The organism is Clostridium lamae (genome assembly GCF_033043255.1).
Taxonomy (GTDB): domain Bacteria; phylum Bacillota; class Clostridia; order Clostridiales; family Clostridiaceae; genus Clostridium; species Clostridium lamae.
The window spans coordinates 16,696-34,264 of sequence record NZ_JASCQJ010000026.1 but is presented as its reverse complement, the minus strand read 5'-3'; the positions used below and the strand labels follow the sequence as shown (position 1 = coordinate 34,264).

9 protein-coding genes are annotated in these 17,569 nt (G+C 26.6%); all 9 read left to right on the top strand.

Translation table 11 applies throughout. From position 1 onward, the window contains the following. The first annotated feature begins 46 nt into the window (after positions 1-46). The 9 genes from QK892_RS12485 (at position 47) to mutS (ending at position 17,566) form a co-directional block, all read left to right on the top strand. Positions 47-2,977, top strand: coding sequence for an acyl-CoA dehydratase activase (locus QK892_RS12485; protein WP_317273868.1), 2,931 nt, complete (start codon positions 47-49; stop codon positions 2,975-2,977). Further along, positions 2,970-4,211 (top strand): 2-hydroxyacyl-CoA dehydratase, encoded by a 1,242-nt coding sequence (locus tag QK892_RS12480; protein ID WP_317273867.1) that lies wholly within the window; start codon positions 2,970-2,972, stop codon positions 4,209-4,211. The genes QK892_RS12485 and QK892_RS12480 overlap by 8 nt, the downstream gene beginning before the upstream one ends. Positions 4,212-4,356: 145 nt before the next feature. After that, on the top strand, positions 4,357-5,286 hold the full coding sequence (locus QK892_RS12475) for a diacylglycerol/lipid kinase family protein (protein ID WP_317273866.1): 930 nt from the start codon (positions 4,357-4,359) through the stop codon (positions 5,284-5,286). 24 nt (positions 5,287-5,310) lie between these two features. Continuing rightward, positions 5,311-6,015, top strand: coding sequence for an ABC transporter ATP-binding protein (locus QK892_RS12470; RefSeq protein ID WP_317273865.1), 705 nt, complete (start codon positions 5,311-5,313; stop codon positions 6,013-6,015). Next, the gene (locus tag QK892_RS12465) at positions 6,009-9,242 is read left to right on the top strand and encodes an FtsX-like permease family protein (protein ID WP_317273864.1); all 3,234 of its coding nucleotides are present in this window, start codon (positions 6,009-6,011) and stop codon (positions 9,240-9,242) included. Before QK892_RS12470 ends, QK892_RS12465 begins: the two co-directional genes overlap by 7 nt. Positions 9,243-9,371: 129 nt before the next feature. Beyond that, a complete protein-coding gene (locus QK892_RS12460; RefSeq protein WP_317273863.1) occupies positions 9,372-10,166 on the top strand; it encodes a class I SAM-dependent methyltransferase in 795 nt (264 codons plus the stop codon). Positions 10,167-10,228: 62 nt separating this feature from the next. Continuing rightward, a complete protein-coding gene (locus tag QK892_RS12455; protein WP_317273862.1) occupies positions 10,229-13,480 on the top strand; it encodes a DEAD/DEAH box helicase in 3,252 nt (1,083 codons plus the stop codon). Between the two features lie 142 nt (positions 13,481-13,622). After that, entirely contained in the window at positions 13,623-14,780 is a 1,158-nt protein-coding gene (fliB, locus tag QK892_RS12450; protein ID WP_317273861.1) for a flagellin lysine-N-methylase, read from the top strand. Positions 14,781-14,935: 155 nt separating this feature from the next. Then, a complete protein-coding gene (mutS, locus tag QK892_RS12445; protein WP_317273860.1) occupies positions 14,936-17,566 on the top strand; it encodes a DNA mismatch repair protein MutS in 2,631 nt (876 codons plus the stop codon). The last annotated feature ends 3 nt before the right edge of the window (positions 17,567-17,569 follow it).

Sequence of the window (17,569 nt, the reverse complement as noted above, 5' to 3'; positions counted from 1 at the left end):
AATTTTATAGGATATACATAATTTAAATGTGTGTGGAGGTATAAAAGTGGTATATAGATTGGGGATAGATGCAGGTTCTACTACAGTAAAGTTAGTATTGATAGATGAAAATGATAAAATAATTTATACAAGTTATACTAGGCATCTAACAAAAGTAAGAGAAACAGTATTAAGGGAACTTAATATGATTAAAGATAGTGTATTGGATGATAAAATTAAGGTTTCAATTACTGGTTCATCTGGATATGGATTAGCAATTGACTCTGAAGTTTCCTTTGTTCAAGAGGTTTTTGCAACAACTATATGTGTAAAACAACTATTTAGTAATATAGACGTTGTAATAGAACTAGGTGGAGAAGATGCTAAAATCATATATCTTACTAATGGACTAGAAGAGAGAATGAATTCTAGTTGTGCTGGTGGTACTGGCGCTTTCATAGATCAAATGGCAAGTTTAATGGGTATTACCGTTGAGGATTTAGATAAAATTAGTTTTGATTATAAAAATATTTATCCAATTGCATCTAGATGTGGAGTATTTGCTAAATCAGATATTCAACCATTGTTGAATCAAGGTGCAAGTAAAGCAGATATTGCAGTAAGTATTTATGATGCTGTAGTAAATCAAACTATTGGAGGACTTGCTCAAGGTAGAGAGATAAAGGGAAATATATTATTTTTAGGTGGACCATTATATTTTTATAAAGGTCTTAGAAATATGTTTATAAAAAAATTAAAGTTAAATGAAGATGAAGCAATAGTTCCAGAGGATGCTGATGTGTTTGTTGCAAAGGGAGCTGCTTTATTTGCTGGAAATGAAGAAAATTCTTATACATATGAAGAGTTGAAATCTAAGTTAGATAATGGCAAACATATTATTAGTATAAATAAAAGTACTAAACCATTATTTTCAAGCAAAGATGAATATAGGAGATTTTTAAATAGGCATAATAAAGCTAAGGTTTTAATTAAAAATATAAATGAATATAGAGGAGATGCTTATTTAGGCATAGATGCAGGAAGTACAACAACAAAATTTGTTTTAATTGATGATAATAGTAATATAATATATCAATTTTATTCTCATAATGAAGGCAATCCAGTAAAGGTAATTAAAAGACAATTAAAATATATATATGATAATTTTAGAGATACAATTAAAATCAAAGGTAGCGCTGTTACTGGTTATGGTGAGGAATTAATAAAAAAAGCTTTTAGTATTGATTATGGTATAGTAGAAACATTGGCTCATTATATTGCAGCAAGCAAGTTTAACCTTAATGTAGACTTTATTTTAGATATTGGTGGACAAGATATTAAATGCTTCGAAATAGAAAATAATGCAATAAAAAGTATAATATTAAACGAAGCTTGTTCTTCTGGATGTGGATCTTTTATAGAAACTTTTGCTAAGGCTATGGGATACGATGTTGAAAGTTTCTCGAAATTAGGACTATTTGCAAAAGACCCTGCTGATTTAGGATCAAGATGCACAGTTTTTATGAATTCTTCAGTAAAACAAGCTCAAAGAGATGGTGCAACTATTGAAGATGTTTCAGCTGGTTTATCAATCAGTGTTGTAAAAAACGCTTTATACAAAGTTATTAGAACAAAAAATATTGGAAAAAATGTAATTGTTCAAGGTGGAACATTATGTAATGATGCTATTTTAAGAAGTTTAGAAATAGAATTAAATCAAAATGTTATAAGATCAAATATATCAGGGCTAATGGGTGCATATGGTGCAGCAATATATTCAAAAAAGGAAAAAACAGAAGAATGTAAAATAATCAGTCCCAAAGCTCTTGAGAATTTCACTCATAGTTCTAATGGAATTAAATGTGGACTTTGTACTAATAAATGCAACTTAACCATTAATACATTTAATGGAGGCAGAAAATATATATCAGGAAATAGATGTTCAAAACCAACTGGAAAATATGATGATAATAATATTCCTAATTTATATGAATATAAAAATTTGAAGCTATTAGAGTATGCTAATAATTTTGGTGATAAAGGGAGTATCGCTATTCCTATGGTTTTAAATATGTATGAAAATTTGCCGTTCTTTGTGAAGTTCTTTAATTATTTAGGAATAAAGGTTGTTTTATCAGATGCCTCTTCTAAAAAGCTATATTTAAAAGGACAACACACAATACCTTCTGATACTGCGTGTTATCCTGCAAAACTAGTACATGGACATATTCAGAGTCTTATTGAAAAAAATAATGAGAATATTTTTTATCCGTGCATGACTTTTAATTATGATGAAGGAATTTCAGATAATTACTATAATTGTCCTTTAGTTGCATATTATCCTGAGGTAATTAAAAATAATATGCCTGATGTATATAAATGCAATTTCATATATCCATATTTAGATTTAAATTCTAAAAAAAGTACTACAGAAAATCTATATGAAAGCTTAAAGAGTTATTATCCGTGGATATCAAAGAAAGATATAAGTAAGGCATATGAAATTGGGCTTAAAGAATATAAAGATTTTAAAAACGGTATTTTAATAAAAGGTAAAGAAGCAATTGAATATGGTAGAAAAAATGATTTATTAATTGTTATTTTATCTGGAAGACCTTATCATATTGATAAAGAAATTAATCATGGATTAGACAAAATGATGAATTCATTAAACTTGGTAATTTTAACAGAGGATTCTATACCTTTTGATTATGATAATGTAACTGTAAATGTATTAAATCAATGGACTTATCAAGCAAGATTATTTAATGCAGCTAAATTTGTTGTAAAAAATAAGGACATGCAGTTAGTTCAATTAGTATCTTTCGGATGCGGCACTGATGCTATTACATCTGATGAAATAAAGAGCATATTAGAGGACAATGGGAAAATATATACTCAATTAAAAATTGATGAGACAAATAATTTAGGAGCAGCAAAAATTAGAATAAGAAGTATGGTAGAGGCGGTTAAGAGTAGGTGGAAAGTATATGAGTAAGAGTTATAAAGTTTTTACAAAGGAAATGAAGAATAGTTATAAGATATTGGCTCCTAATATGTTACCAATTCACTTTAAAATAATGGATAAGATATTAAATGATTATGGATTTAATATAGAATTTTTAGAGGATGATGTATCTTCTATAATAGAAGAAGGATTAAAATATTCTAATAATGATATATGTTATCCAGCTATGATAGTAATCGGACAATTTATATCTGCATTAAAAAGTGGTAAATATGATGTTAATAAAACAGCCCTGATTATGACTCAAACTGGTGGAGGATGTAGAGCTTCTAATTATATTCATTTAATAAGAAAAGCGCTTCAAAATAGTGGGTTTTCAGAAGTTCCTGCTATAGGATTGAGTGTGTCAGGAATAGAAAAGCATCCTGGATTAAATCTTGGTCCCATTGTTATAATTAAGCTTTTTTACGCTGTAATATATGGTGATTTAATAATGTACTTATACAATAAGGTTAAGCCTTATGAAATTGATAAAGGTGAATCTGATATTGTTCTAGAGAAGATTGTGAATAATTTAAAAAATAAATTTTCAAATCTTAGTTATTTAAAATTATCAAAAATATCTAAAGAAATTGTTAAAGCCTTTGATAAAATACAAGTAACGAACGATAGTAAAATAAAAGTTGGTATAGTTGGAGAAATATATATGAAGTATTCAAGAATGGGGAACAACCATCTTGAAGAGTTCTTAGTTAAAGAAGATGCTGAAGTTGTACAATCAGGTCTTATGGATTTTGTTAACTATTGTATAATAGATTCTATTATGGACTATAAATTATATAAGATGGGCTATATAAAATCTAAATTTGCTTCTTTAGGTTATAAGATTATTTTGAAACTTCAAAGAAAAGTAAATAAAGTTATACAAGAAAACTCTAGATTTGATGGACCAACTGATTTTGATGAAGTTAGAAAGATGGCAGATGGTTATATTGGATATGGAGTTAAAATGGGAGAGGGTTGGTTATTAGTTGCAAATATGCTTGAACTTATACACTCAGGTGCAAATAATATTATTTGTGCTCAACCTTTTGGATGCTTACCTAATCATATTGTTGGAAGAGGAGCTATCAGAAAAATTGTTGACAAGAATCCAGAGGCTAATATAGTTGTAATAGATTATGATGCGTCTCAATCAAAGATAAATCAAGAAAATAGAATAAAACTAATGTTATCAAATGCAAAATTAAATAATTACTTGTAAAGATATTTACAAGAAGCTATATCTACAACTATAGTAGGTATAGCTATTATTTTTAACTGGAATAGAATTAAAATAATGATAAATCTTTCTTATTATAGTATACTATTTTTAAACAATACTTATAGGAAAGAGAATGAGGAAATTTATGACTGATACTAAACACTTTTTTATAATTAATCCTGAAGCTGGAAAGATTGATGCTTCAGAAAAATTAAGTTATGAAATTCAAAAAGCTTTTGAGAATAAAAGTGACGTATATCAAATTTATATTACCAAAGGTAAAAATGATGCTACAAATTTTACAGAAAATATATGTAAAACTGAAAGTGGAAATTTAAGATTTTATGCATGTGGTGGAGATGGTACACTTAACGAAGTTATTAATGGGTTAATTGGATATAAAAATGCTAGTGCTTCTGTAATACCTTATGGAACAGGAAATGATTTTATAAATAACTTTAGTTCAAGCCATAGTTTTTTTGATATTCAAAGACAAATAGAATCTAATGAAGAAGAAATTGATTTATTAAAAGTCAATGATAAGTATTCTGTTAACTTATGTAACATAGGATTTGATGCAAAGGTTGCAGAAAATATGAATAAATTTAAGCATTTTCCTCTTCTGAGTGGACAAGGTATTTATACTCTTGCTACATTTTATTCTTTATTACATAAAATGTATTCTAATTTGGAAATATTAATAGATAATGATGAGGTTATACAGGGAGATTTTTTACTTTGTGTTGTCGCTAATGGAATGACCTATGGAGGAGGTTATAAGGGAGCACCACTAGCTAAAATTAATGATGGCTTAATAGATGTTTGTATATTTAAAAAGGTATCTAGATTGAAGTTAATAAAATTAATTAATGTATATAAAAGAGGAGAACATTTAGATAATGAAGAAATGAAAAAATATTTTATCTATAAAAAATGTAGATATATTGAGATCAAATCAAAAAATGATTTTACTGTATGTATTGATGGAGAAATATTAATAGAAAAAAATATTAATATTTCTTTGGAGAGAAAAGCGATAAATTTTTTAGTTCCACATAAGGAGATAATTATCTAATTTAAATAGGAATGAGGTATAATTTTGGATAGCTTTATAGAATTTAAAGATGTTAAAAAGACTTATAAAATGGGGGAAGTTGATATTGATGCTTTGAGGGGGGTATCTTTTCAAATCGAAAAAGGTGAATTTGTAATAGTTGCAGGAGCTAGTGGAGCTGGTAAAAGTACAATATTAAATATATTAGGTGGAATGGATACTTCAACTAGCGGAAAAATTATTGTTGACAACAATATAATTAGTAGTTACACAGAAAAAGATTTAATTTCATATAGGCGTTTTGATATTGGCTTTGTTTTTCAATTTTATAACTTAGTTCAAAATCTAACTGCTTTAGAAAATGTTGAATTAGCTACTCAGATTTGTAAGAATCCGCTTAATCCATCAGAGGTTTTAGACGCAGTAGGATTAGAAGAAAGAAAGAATAACTTTCCTTCTCAATTATCTGGAGGAGAACAACAGAGAGTTGCTATAGCTAGGGCACTAGCTAAAAATCCTAAATTGTTGCTTTGTGATGAACCAACAGGTGCATTAGATTATAATACGGGAAAAGCAATATTAAAATTATTACAAGATACATGTAGAGAACATAATATGACAGTTATTATTATTACTCATAATCTTGCATTAACCCCTATGGGAGACAAAGTAATTAGAGTAAAGAATGGTATGATTGAAAGTATAACGTTAAATGACAATCCTACTCCAGTAGAAAGGATTGAATGGTAAAAATGAAAAATGCATTTTTTAAAGATGTCTTAAGGGATATAAATAAATCAAAGGGAAGATTTTTTTCCATTTTTGCAATTATTGCTTTAGGAGTAGCATTTTTTTCAGGTATAAAAGTAGCTCCAATAGACATGAAAAAAACAGCAGATAAATATTATGATGATAATAATTTTATGGACTTGACTTTATATTCTACATTAGGATTTACTGACGAAGATATTGATGAAATAAAAAAAATAGAGGGTGTAGAGGATGTATTTCCTACATATTCTTTAGATACAGTTACTAAGGTTGGATCATCAGAATTCGTTGTTAAAGTTATGGGGATACCACTAGATAATAGCAATTATGTTAATAGATATACTTTAATTCAAGGAAGATTACCTGAGAATCCAAATGAATGCGTTATAGAGGAAGGGAAAATTAACAATTTAGATTTAGCTATTGGCAGTAAGATTAAGCTAGAATCAGGAAGTAATGAAGACTTAAGTGAAAGCTTAGAAAATACTGAATTTGAGATAGTTGGTAAAGTACAAACTCCGTATTACTTATCTAATGAAAAAGGTACAGCTACTATAGGAAATGGTAAGGTTTCAAGCTATGTAGTAGTTCCTTTGGATAATTTTAAAATACAGGCTTATACTGAAACATATGTCACTATAAAGGATGCTAAAGAACTAAATAGTTATTCAGATAAATATTTTGATTTAGTTGAAACAGTAAAAATATCATTAGAATCACTAGGGAATGAACGAGCAGGAATAAGATATAAAGAGATTATTGAAGAAGCAAATAAGAAATTAAATGAAAGTAAGAATAAGTTAAGTGAAGAAAAGAAAAATGGTGAAGATAGGCTAAATGATGCAAAAAAACAACTAGATGAAGCAGAGGAAGCGCTAAAAACTGGTGAAGATGAATTATTTAAAAAAGAAACAGATTATAAACTTACAATAATTCAAGCTGAAAATGAGATATCTTTAGGTCAATATAAAATAGATAGTGGCAAAGCACAATTAGAGGCAGCGAAACAAACTTTAAATGAAGAAAAAGCAAGTGCAGAAAGCCTTATAAATACAGGTAAAGAGACTTTAAAGACATTAGAAAATAATAAAAAAGAGTTAGATAATAGAATTAAAGATAAAGAGAATGAATTAAAAAATAGCAACTTAACAGAAGAACAAAAAAATCAAATAAATAATGAATTAAGTGTATTATATAATACCAGAAATGAGTTAAATACTGGTATCTCATATATAAGTGATCAAATAACTTCTGCATTTGAAAAAATACAACAAGCAGAAGAACAAATTAAAGCTAATGAAAATGAACTAAATAATGCTCAAATGTTATTAAATGAAAATAAAGCGAAATTAGAAAGAAGCAAGATTGAAGCTGAAAATCAGTTTGCTAGTGCAAAAATCGAATTAGAAAATGGTAAGATAGAATTAGAAAATGGTAAAAAAGAATATGAAGAATCTAAAGAAAAATTTGAAAAGGAAATAGCAGCAGCAGAAGCGAAGATTATAAAAGCTGAAAATGATATAAAAGCTATAGAGGAACCAAGTTGGTATGTATTAGATAGGAATAGTCATTATTCTTATGTTGATTATAAGAACAACGCAGATAGTATAGATAAGCTGGCAAAGGTATTCCCAGTATTTTTCTTTTTAGTTGCAGCTTTAGTTTGTTTAACAACCATGACTAGAATGGTAGATGAACAAAGAGTAAATATCGGAACATTAAAGGGATTAGGATATTCTAAAAATAAAATAGCGTCAAAATATATAATTTATTCGTTTACTGCTAGCTTTTTAGGAAGTTTAGTTGGTCTTGCTATAGGATATACAGTTTTTCCAATAGTTATTTTTGATGCATATGGAATTATGTACACTTTACCTAAAATACAGCTTGAGTTTAATATACCTATAGCATTTATGATTACTATAGTATCAATTGCTGTTACTACTATTTCTTCAATGTTAGCTTGCTATAAAGAACTTGTTGAGACACCAGCAATGTTAATGAGGCCTAAAGCTCCTAAGGAAGGAAAGAGAATTTTAATTGAAAGAATAGGATTTGTATGGAACAAATTAAGTTTTATAGGTAAAGTAACTGTTAGAAATATATTTAGATATAAGAAAAGATTCTTTATGACTGTTTTCGGAATAGCTGGGTGTACCGCATTACTTGTTACTGGATTTGGAATTAAAGATTCAATTAAAACAATTGTAGATAAGCAATTTGGACATATCTTTAAATATAATTTGACTATTAATATTGATAAAGATGTAAGTAAATTAGAAAAAAATCAGTTAAAAGATGAATTAAATAATTATAATGAAATAGATGAACTACTTATGATATCTTCTGAAAGTGGTAAGATAAAATCTGATAATACAGAAAAAGATCTTTATATTATAGTTCCTGAAGACATAGGGAAAATAGGAGATTTCATCAATTTTGTTAATAGAACTTCAAAAGAAAAATTAAAGTTAAACGATAGTGGCATAATATTGACTGAGAAAGCTGCTAAACAGGCTAAGGTTAAAGTTGGAGACGAGATTAAAATTAAAGTAAATAACAAAGAATATTCTATGATGATTTCTGGAATTTCTGAAAACTATACTTTTAATTATGCATATATGTCACCAAAGTACTATAAAGAAGTGTTTAATAAGGACGTTATATATAACTCTATCATAGTTAATGCAGAGAATATTCAAAATAAAGATGATTTTTCTATGAGTATTATGGAAAAGGAAATAGTTAATGGTGTCTCATTTAATGATAGTGTTAGAGAGAATTTTGATAATATGATAAAGAGCTTAAACTATGTAATAATAGTAATTATAGTTTCTGCAGGAGCGCTAGCATTTACTGTTTTATATAATTTAACCAATGTAAATATTAGTGAGAGAATCAGGGAAATAGCAACTATAAAAGTATTAGGCTTCTATGATAAAGAGGTTTCAGCATATATTTATCGTGAAAATGTTATATTAACTGTTTTTGGTATAATATTTGGTGCAGGCTTAGGAGTACTACTTCATAGGTTTATAATGCTTACTGTAGAAATCGATAATATGATGTTTGGAAGAAATATAGATTTACCAAGTTTCATTATATCGGCTCTATTAACTATAGTATTTGCTGTCTTAGTTAATATAGTTATGTACTATAAACTAAAGAAGGTGAAAATGGTTGAATCATTAAAATCAGTAGATTAATAAAAAAGGACTTTTAGTTATAACTAAGAGTCCTTTTTATTATATGGAAATTTATATTCTTTATTATTTAGAACACTTGTTAATTTTAAGTATATACTATATAAAGTTAATAATCTTAGGAGAAAGATAATGTCATATAGCGATATTTATAAACAAATTGGGTTTCAAAGGGAAATAAAAAGATTAGAGAAACAAGCTAATTTAGGCTCTGACAGAGAAGTTAGAATGCTTAGAAATTTAGGTGTAGCTGATGATAGCATAATCTTAGAAGTTGGGAGTGGACCAGGATTCTATTCCAAGATTTTATTAGATAATTTTAGTAACTCAGAAGTTATATTATTAGATGTTGATGAAACATTACTTAATTATGCGAATAATATGTTAAGTGAGGATTATAAGGAAAGAGTTACTTTTATCCAAGATGATATTATGAATAGCTCTATGCCTGATGATTATTTTGATATTATAATAGCTAGATTTATATTTCAGCATTTAAGTGATTCTATAGCAGCTTTAAAAGAAATATATAGAATATTAAAGCCAGGAGGTAAATTGATAATTATTGATGTCGACAGTGAGTTATGGGGATTAACATATCCTAAGAATGATTTAATTAAAAATTTGAATTCTAATTTAGCTAAATACCAAGCATCACTAAATGGTAATAGGGATATCGGAAGAAGGTTACTAACATTATTAAAATTACTTAAATTTAAAAATTTGAATATAGAGTCAGTAATTAATCATAGTGATATCTTAGGTAAGGAAAACTTTAGATATAACTTTGATAAGGGATTAGAAAGCGATCCTAGATTAGGTAGTCTTTTGAAAGAGTATAATGAATTCTTTAATTTAAGCTATTCTTCAATTATGCTTATTAAATTTTTCTTCTATGGAGAGAAGCCAATAGAAGAAGATATTTAAGAAGTGGATAAAACCACTTCTTTTTGTTATAATAAAATAATATTGTTTTTAGGGTGAGTACTATGATTAAAGAAGTTTTATTAAAAAAGAATAAAAAATTTATATCTGAAAAATGCATATTAGCAAGTAAAAAAATTCTGGAAAGTGATTTAGTTTCAAATTTTAAAATGTCTTATGATGAAGGGTTAGTACATATTAACTCAGGAGTTTTATCAGAAGATTATTTTAGTGAATATAATAATAATATTGAACTAGATGTTAAAAGTAAAACTTTAATTTCTACATATTGTACATGTGATGATTTTGAAAAAAATGAGTTTCGAAAAGAAAATTACTTTTGTAAGCATCTGGCTGCAACATTTTATAGATTTCTAGAAGAATTAGACAATTATAAAGATATTAAAGAAAAGTTTGAGACGAGCGTTGCGAATAAAAATATTTTTAAAGTAAATGATAATATTCTAAATTTACTTCTGGAGGAAGAGAATAAAGAGGAAATTAAGCTAGAAGTTTATATAAATAGAAGAGGAATTAAAAATAAAATAACTGCTGAATTTAAAATAGGGTTAAAGGGATTATCATCTAATAAATTATATGTAGTCAAAGATATAAATCAACTATTAATATCTATAAATAATAGAATTCCTATTAAATATGGTAAAGATTTTATTTTTGATTTAAAGTATCAGAGATTAGGAATAAAAGAAAATAAAATTATAAACTTGATTGAGAAGATTAAGGATATTGAAAATCTACAATTAAATTTTGTTAGAAGACAAGATAAATTTATAGATGGAAAGACATTAATAATTCCAGATTTTTTATTAAGAGAATTTTTCGACATTATATCTAAAAGTAGAATATATCTTAATGAAGGTTTCTTTTATAGACCTGTAGAGACAGAAGTTATTTATGATAAACCTAATATACAGTTTAGTTTGAAAGAATTAGGTAATGAATACATATTATCCATAGATGAAGGATTACCAGAAATACTAGATAAAAAGAATTCAATATTTTTATATGGAAGCAGTATTTATCTTCCAAGTTTTGATTATTGTTATAATATATCAAAATATATAAAAGCTTTTAATGGTATGAATTCTATTTCTTTAAGTAAAGATGATGAACTAAGAATTTTATCACATTTACTGCCTAAGTTATATACTTTATCTGATTATGTAAAGATAAATAAGACAATAAAAGAAAAAATAGTTAAGGAAGATGTTAAGTTTTGTTTTTACTTTGATAAAGTAAATAAAGATATTACATTAGTTCTAAAAGTAAAGTATGGTGAGCATGAATTTAATGTATTCCATGAATATCAAAATAAAATTATTTATAGGGATTTAAATAGGGAGAATGAAGTATTATCTTCATTAAGAGCATTAGGCTTCGAGCCTTCAGGAGATAAGTTTTATTTATTACTTGGAGATGATTATATATTTAATTTCTTTAAAAATGAAATTGTTAAATTACAAGAAATCGGAGAAGTATTCTATTCAGAGAACTTTAAGATAATCAAGCAAGTAAATAATAAAAATATAATAGGACGAATAGAAGCAGGAAAATACGACTATTTAGAACTGAAGTTTAAGATTGCTGATATTTCTAATGATGAAATAAAAAGTGTAATTTTAGCTTTTAAAGATAATTTGAAATATTATAAGCTAAAAAATGGTGAATATTTAGATTTAGAAGAAATAGAACTAAGAAATTTCTTAAAGTTATTAGATGTTCTTTCTATTGATAATGATATAACTGATGATAAATTAGTCTTTAATAAAAATAAATCAATGTTTATAAATGATTTTATTAAAGATAATAATTTAAGATATATAAAAGGTAAAAATGAACTAACAAAGATTCAAAAGAAGATTAAAGATGTTAAGAAAATGACTTTTAAAGAACCTTTAACTTTAAATGCTAATTTAAGATCTTATCAAAAAGAGGGATATAATTGGTTAAAGACAATGGATTACTTAGGTTTTGGTGGTATATTAGGAGATGAGATGGGGCTAGGCAAAACAATACAAGCCATTACTTTTATTCTATCAACACTTCCATCTAAAACTTTAATTGTTGCACCTACATCATTAATTTATAATTGGAGTAACGAGATTGAAAAGTTTGCTCCAAGTATTAAATGGGCAGTTCTAAATGGAACAAAGGATGAACGATTAAATATACTAAATAATCTTTGTAATTATGACGTTATAATAACAACCTATAATATATTAAAGAGAGATTTAGAATCATATAGTAATATTAACTTCGACTATTGTTTTATAGATGAGGCTCAATATATAAAAAATAGTAATTCTCAAAATGCCTTATCAGTAAAGAAAATACAAGCAAATAGAAAATTTGCATTAACAGGTACACCAATAGAGAATTCTGTTTTGGAATTATGGTCAATTTTTGATTTCATAATGCCTGGATATCTATTTGATGAAAAGAGATTTAGTGTTAGATATTATAAAAAACTACACGAGTCTAAAGAAGTTTTAGAAGAATTAAATATGTTAATACAGCCTTTTATATTAAGAAGATATAAAAAAGATGTAATAAAGGAATTACCTTTAAAAATTGAAAAGAAGCTTTTAGTTTCAATGTCAGAAGAACAGGAAAAGGTATATGCTATTTATGCTGATTATGCTAAAAATCTGATAGAAAAGAAAGTTAAAGATGAGGAATTAAATAATAGTAAAATTGAGATATTATCTTATATAACAAAACTAAGACAAATATGTTTAGATCCATCTGTACTAATAAATGATTACACTGGTAATAGCGGCAAAGTAGATTCTTTAATTGAATTATTGAATCAAGGAATAGAAGAGGGACATAAGATTCTTGTATTTTCACAATTTACTTCTGTCTTAAAGAATATATCTAAAAGGCTAGAATCTGAAAATATATCTTATAGCTATTTAGATGGAAGTATCTCATCTGAAAAAAGAATTCAGCTAATAGATGAATTTAATAATGGAAATAATTCTGTGTTTTTAATAAGTTTAAAAGCTGGTGGAACTGGTTTAAATTTAACTTCAGCAGATATAGTTATTCATTTTGATCCTTGGTGGAATCCTGCTGTTGAAGACCAAGCAACAGACAGAGCCCATAGATTTGGTCAAAAGAACATTGTTGAAGTTATAAAGCTTATATCTAAAAACACTATAGAAGAAAAAATAGTAGAACTTCAAGATGAAAAAAGAAAGTTAATAGAAAAGATTATTGATAACGATATGGAAGGCTCTAATATAAATTCTTTAAGTGAAGAAGATATATTAAATCTATTTTCTATAGGCTAAAATAAATTAAGGGAACTTGAATAAGGATCCCTTTTTTTATATTTATATAGATTTTAAAAGAAATAACTCTTGAATGGATTTAAAGTGAGTATTAAAATTGTTTTATTATAATAATATATCTACATATGATGTGAGGGGAAAAATGAAAATAAGAACACCAGATTATTTTGATAAATTTAAATGTATTGCTGATAAGTGTGAGGACACTTGTTGTGCAGGTTGGGGAATAGTAATAGATGATAAAAGTTATAATAATTACTTATCTGTTAAGGGTAAATTTGGAGATGAATTAAGAAGTAAGATAATAAATGATGAAGGTGATCATGTATTTCTATTAAATGGAGATAGATGTTCATTTTTAAATGACAATAATTTATGTGCTATATATAACGAATTAGGGGAAGAGGGGCTCTGTTACACATGTAGGCAATATCCACGTTATTTAGAGGAGTTTGGAACTTTGCGTGAAATTGGCTTATCACTATCTTGTCCTGAAGCAGCAAGGATTATTTTAAAGCAAAATAAAGCAGTGAAATTCCTAATTAAAGATAATGATGAGGAAGTAAATAGCTATAATGATATAAATCCAAATGTATATATAAATATTATGCAATGTAGAAAATTAGTTTTTGATATATTACAAAATAGAGAAATTGAACTTAAATATAGATGTGCTTTAGCACTATCTTTTACAAATGAAATCCAAGAAAAGATAGACTCAAATGATATAACTTCAATTAAAGATATTAGGGAAAAATATTTGGATAAAGAATTTATAGAGGAAAGTATTAATTCCCTTTATAATCATAAGGAATCCTTAGATGATAGATATATGAATATATATAAGATATTTAATATATTTATAAATTTAAAACATATTAAGCCAAATGACATATTAGGATTAGAAAACTCATTAAGATATTTTTGGCAAAATGAAGAGGATATTAATGTTTACTATGATCTTCATAAAAATTTCAAGAATTATTATATAGGTAAAGAATATCAATTTGAACAAATTATTATATATTACGTATATAGATACTTTATGAAAGCAGTTTATGACTATGATGTATTAGGAAAGATTAAACTTGCTTTAATAAGCTTTATAATAATTAAAGAATTATCTGTTATACGTTATTTAGAAAATAAAGAGTTTTTAGATGATGATATGGTAGATATAGCACATACATATTCTAAAGATATAGAACATCTAGAAGAAAATATAGAAGTTTTACAAGAATTATTTGAAACTAAGAATGAATTTAACATTGATAATTTTATTATAAATTTAATTAACTAATTCAACTAAGAGAGTATTATAGCAGATAAATATATTAGCTAATACTCTCTTACTTGCCTTATTACTTTTTATTGTTGTAAATTTATAGTATAATAGTCATAAAACCTTATGTTTACAAGGTTTATACTTAAATTAATATTAGCGAGGTATTTAATATGTTAACTCCAATGATGAGACAATATTTTGAGATAAAAGAGAATTATAAAGATTGTATTTTATTTTTTAGATTAGGTGACTTTTATGAAATGTTCTTTGAAGATGCTAAGATTGCATCAAGAGAATTAGAACTTGTACTTACTGGTAGAGACTGTGGGTTAGAAGAAAGAGCACCTATGTGTGGAATACCTTTCCATGCTGCATCATCATATATAGCTAGGTTAGTAAATAAAGGCTATAAGGTTGCTATAGGGGAACAAGTAGAAGATCCAGCTGTTGCTAAAGGTATTGTAAAAAGAGATGTTATTAAAGTTATCACTCCTGGAACTTTTGTTGAAGCTTCAGAAGATAATGAATATAAGAATACATATTTAATGTGTATAGTTCAAGAGGATGATAGCTTCGGTGTTTCAATTTCAGATATATCTACTGGAGAATTCAAGGTTACATCATTTAATGGTATTAAAGCGACTTTATTAGATGAAATAACAAAAGTTAATCCAAAAGAAATACTTGTAGATAATAATATTAGTGAAGAGCTTTTATCAGAAATAACTTCTGTTTCACAAGCATTAATAACGAAAAGAGATTTAAAGAAAAATATATGCACTGAAGAGGAACTAGTTAATCAATTTTCAGAAGTATGTAGTGTAAATTTAAATGAACTATCTAAGCAAGTCTCTAAAGCGTTACTTAAATATATTTATGACACTCAAAAGATGACTTTAACTAATATTAACTTACTTGAATATTATGATATTGTAAATTATATGACTATAGACGGTAATTCAAGAAGAAACTTAGAACTTACAGAAAGCCTTAAAGAAAAATCTAAAAGAGGTAGCTTAATATGGGTTTTAGATAAGACTTCTACATCCATGGGTGGAAGAGCAATTAGAAAATGGATTGAGGAACCACTTATAATTAAAAATGAAATAGAAAACAGATTAAATGGTGTAGAAGAGTTATTTACAAATAATTATTTTAATGAGGATTTAAGAATTTTATTAAAAGAGATTTATGATATTGAAAGAATAGTAGGTAAAATATCTAATAAGAATGTAAATGCCAAGGATTTAATATCTTTGAAAAAATCTATTGAAAAATTACCAGCAATAAAAGAGCATCTATCTAAATCGAAGTCATCAATTTTAAATGAATGGTTTAATGATTTAGATGAACTATCTGATATAAAGGAATTATTATCTAAATCAATTATGGATGATCCATCTATATCATTAAAAGAAGGAAATATAATTAAAGATGGATACAATGATGAAGTAGATAGTTTAAGGACTGCAAAGTTCCATGGGAAGGAATGGATTGCTGCTTTAGAGAATAGAGAAAGAGAATTTACAGGTATTAAATCTCTAAAAGTTGGTTATAATAAAGTCTTTGGTTATTATATCGAAATATCTAAAGCCAATTATTCATCTATTCCAGAAGGAAGATATATAAGAAAACAAACTTTAGCAAATGCTGAGAGATTTATAACTCAAGAATTAAAGGAAATGGAAGAAAAGATATTAGGAGCTGAAGAAAAGCTAATATCAATAGAGTACAATTTGTTTGTAGAAATTAGAGAGTTAATAGAAAAGGAAATACCAAGACTTAAACAAAGCGCTAGAATCATAGGTAATTTAGATGCTTTATCTACATTGGCCTTAATAGCATTAGAAAATGATTATATAAAGCCATCTATAAACGAAGAGGGATTAATTGAAATAAATGAAGGAAGACACCCTGTAGTTGAAAAAGTAATTAGTAATGGAGAGTTTGTTTCAAATGATACATTGTTAAATACTGATAATAATAGATTATTACTTATAACAGGACCTAACATGGCAGGTAAATCTACATATATGAGACAAGTAGCTTTAATTACTCTTATGGCACAAATAGGATCATTTGTTCCTGCGAAAGCTGCGAATATATCTATATGTGATAAGATTTTTACTAGAATTGGTGCGTCTGATGATTTAGCAGGTGGGAAGTCAACTTTTATGGTTGAAATGTGGGAAGTATCAAATATCTTAAAAAATGCTACATCTAAAAGCTTAGTTTTATTAGATGAAGTTGGAAGAGGTACTTCAACTTACGATGGATTAAGTATTGCATGGGCAGTAATAGAATATATATCAAAAAATAATAATCTTAAATGTAAAACATTATTTGCTACTCATTATCATGAGCTTACTAAATTAGAGGGCAATATTGAAGGTGTTAAGAATTATTCAGTAGCAGTATCAGAAATAGATGATAATATAATCTTCTTAAGAAAGATAGTTGAAGGTGGAGCAGATCAATCTTACGGTATAGAGGTTGCTAAGCTTGCTGGATTACCTAATGAAGTTATAAATAGAGCAAAGCAAATATTAGCTTCATTAGAAGAAAATAAAGAAGATATAAAACATATTGAAGTTATTAAAGAAGTAGCTATAGAGAAGGAAGAAAAGCCTAAAAAGAATAAGAAGGTTAAGAATGAAGATAATTATCAGTTAGATTTCTCTATAATAGAAAAGGAAAGTTTAATTAAATCTATAGCAGAATTAGATGTAATGTCTTTAACTCCTATGGATGCAATGAACACATTATATAAGTTAATTTTAGAAGCTAAGAAGTTAAAATAGAAT

What these genes read in the sequence shown, in the direction of transcription:
- QK892_RS12480 (WP_317273867.1), top strand. Translation starts at nt 2,970, where the DNA reads ATGAGTAAGAGTTATAAAGTTTTTACAAAGGAAATGAAGAATAGTTAT.
- QK892_RS12475 (WP_317273866.1), top strand. Translation starts at nt 4,357, where the DNA reads ATGACTGATACTAAACACTTTTTTATAATTAATCCTGAAGCTGGAAAG.
- QK892_RS12465 (WP_317273864.1), top strand. Translation starts at nt 6,009, where the DNA reads ATGGTAAAAATGAAAAATGCATTTTTTAAAGATGTCTTAAGGGATATA.
- QK892_RS12460 (WP_317273863.1), top strand. Translation starts at nt 9,372, where the DNA reads ATGTCATATAGCGATATTTATAAACAAATTGGGTTTCAAAGGGAAATA.
- QK892_RS12455 (WP_317273862.1), top strand. Translation starts at nt 10,229, where the DNA reads ATGATTAAAGAAGTTTTATTAAAAAAGAATAAAAAATTTATATCTGAA.
- fliB (WP_317273861.1), top strand. Translation starts at nt 13,623, where the DNA reads ATGAAAATAAGAACACCAGATTATTTTGATAAATTTAAATGTATTGCT.
- mutS (WP_317273860.1), top strand. Translation starts at nt 14,936, where the DNA reads ATGTTAACTCCAATGATGAGACAATATTTTGAGATAAAAGAGAATTAT.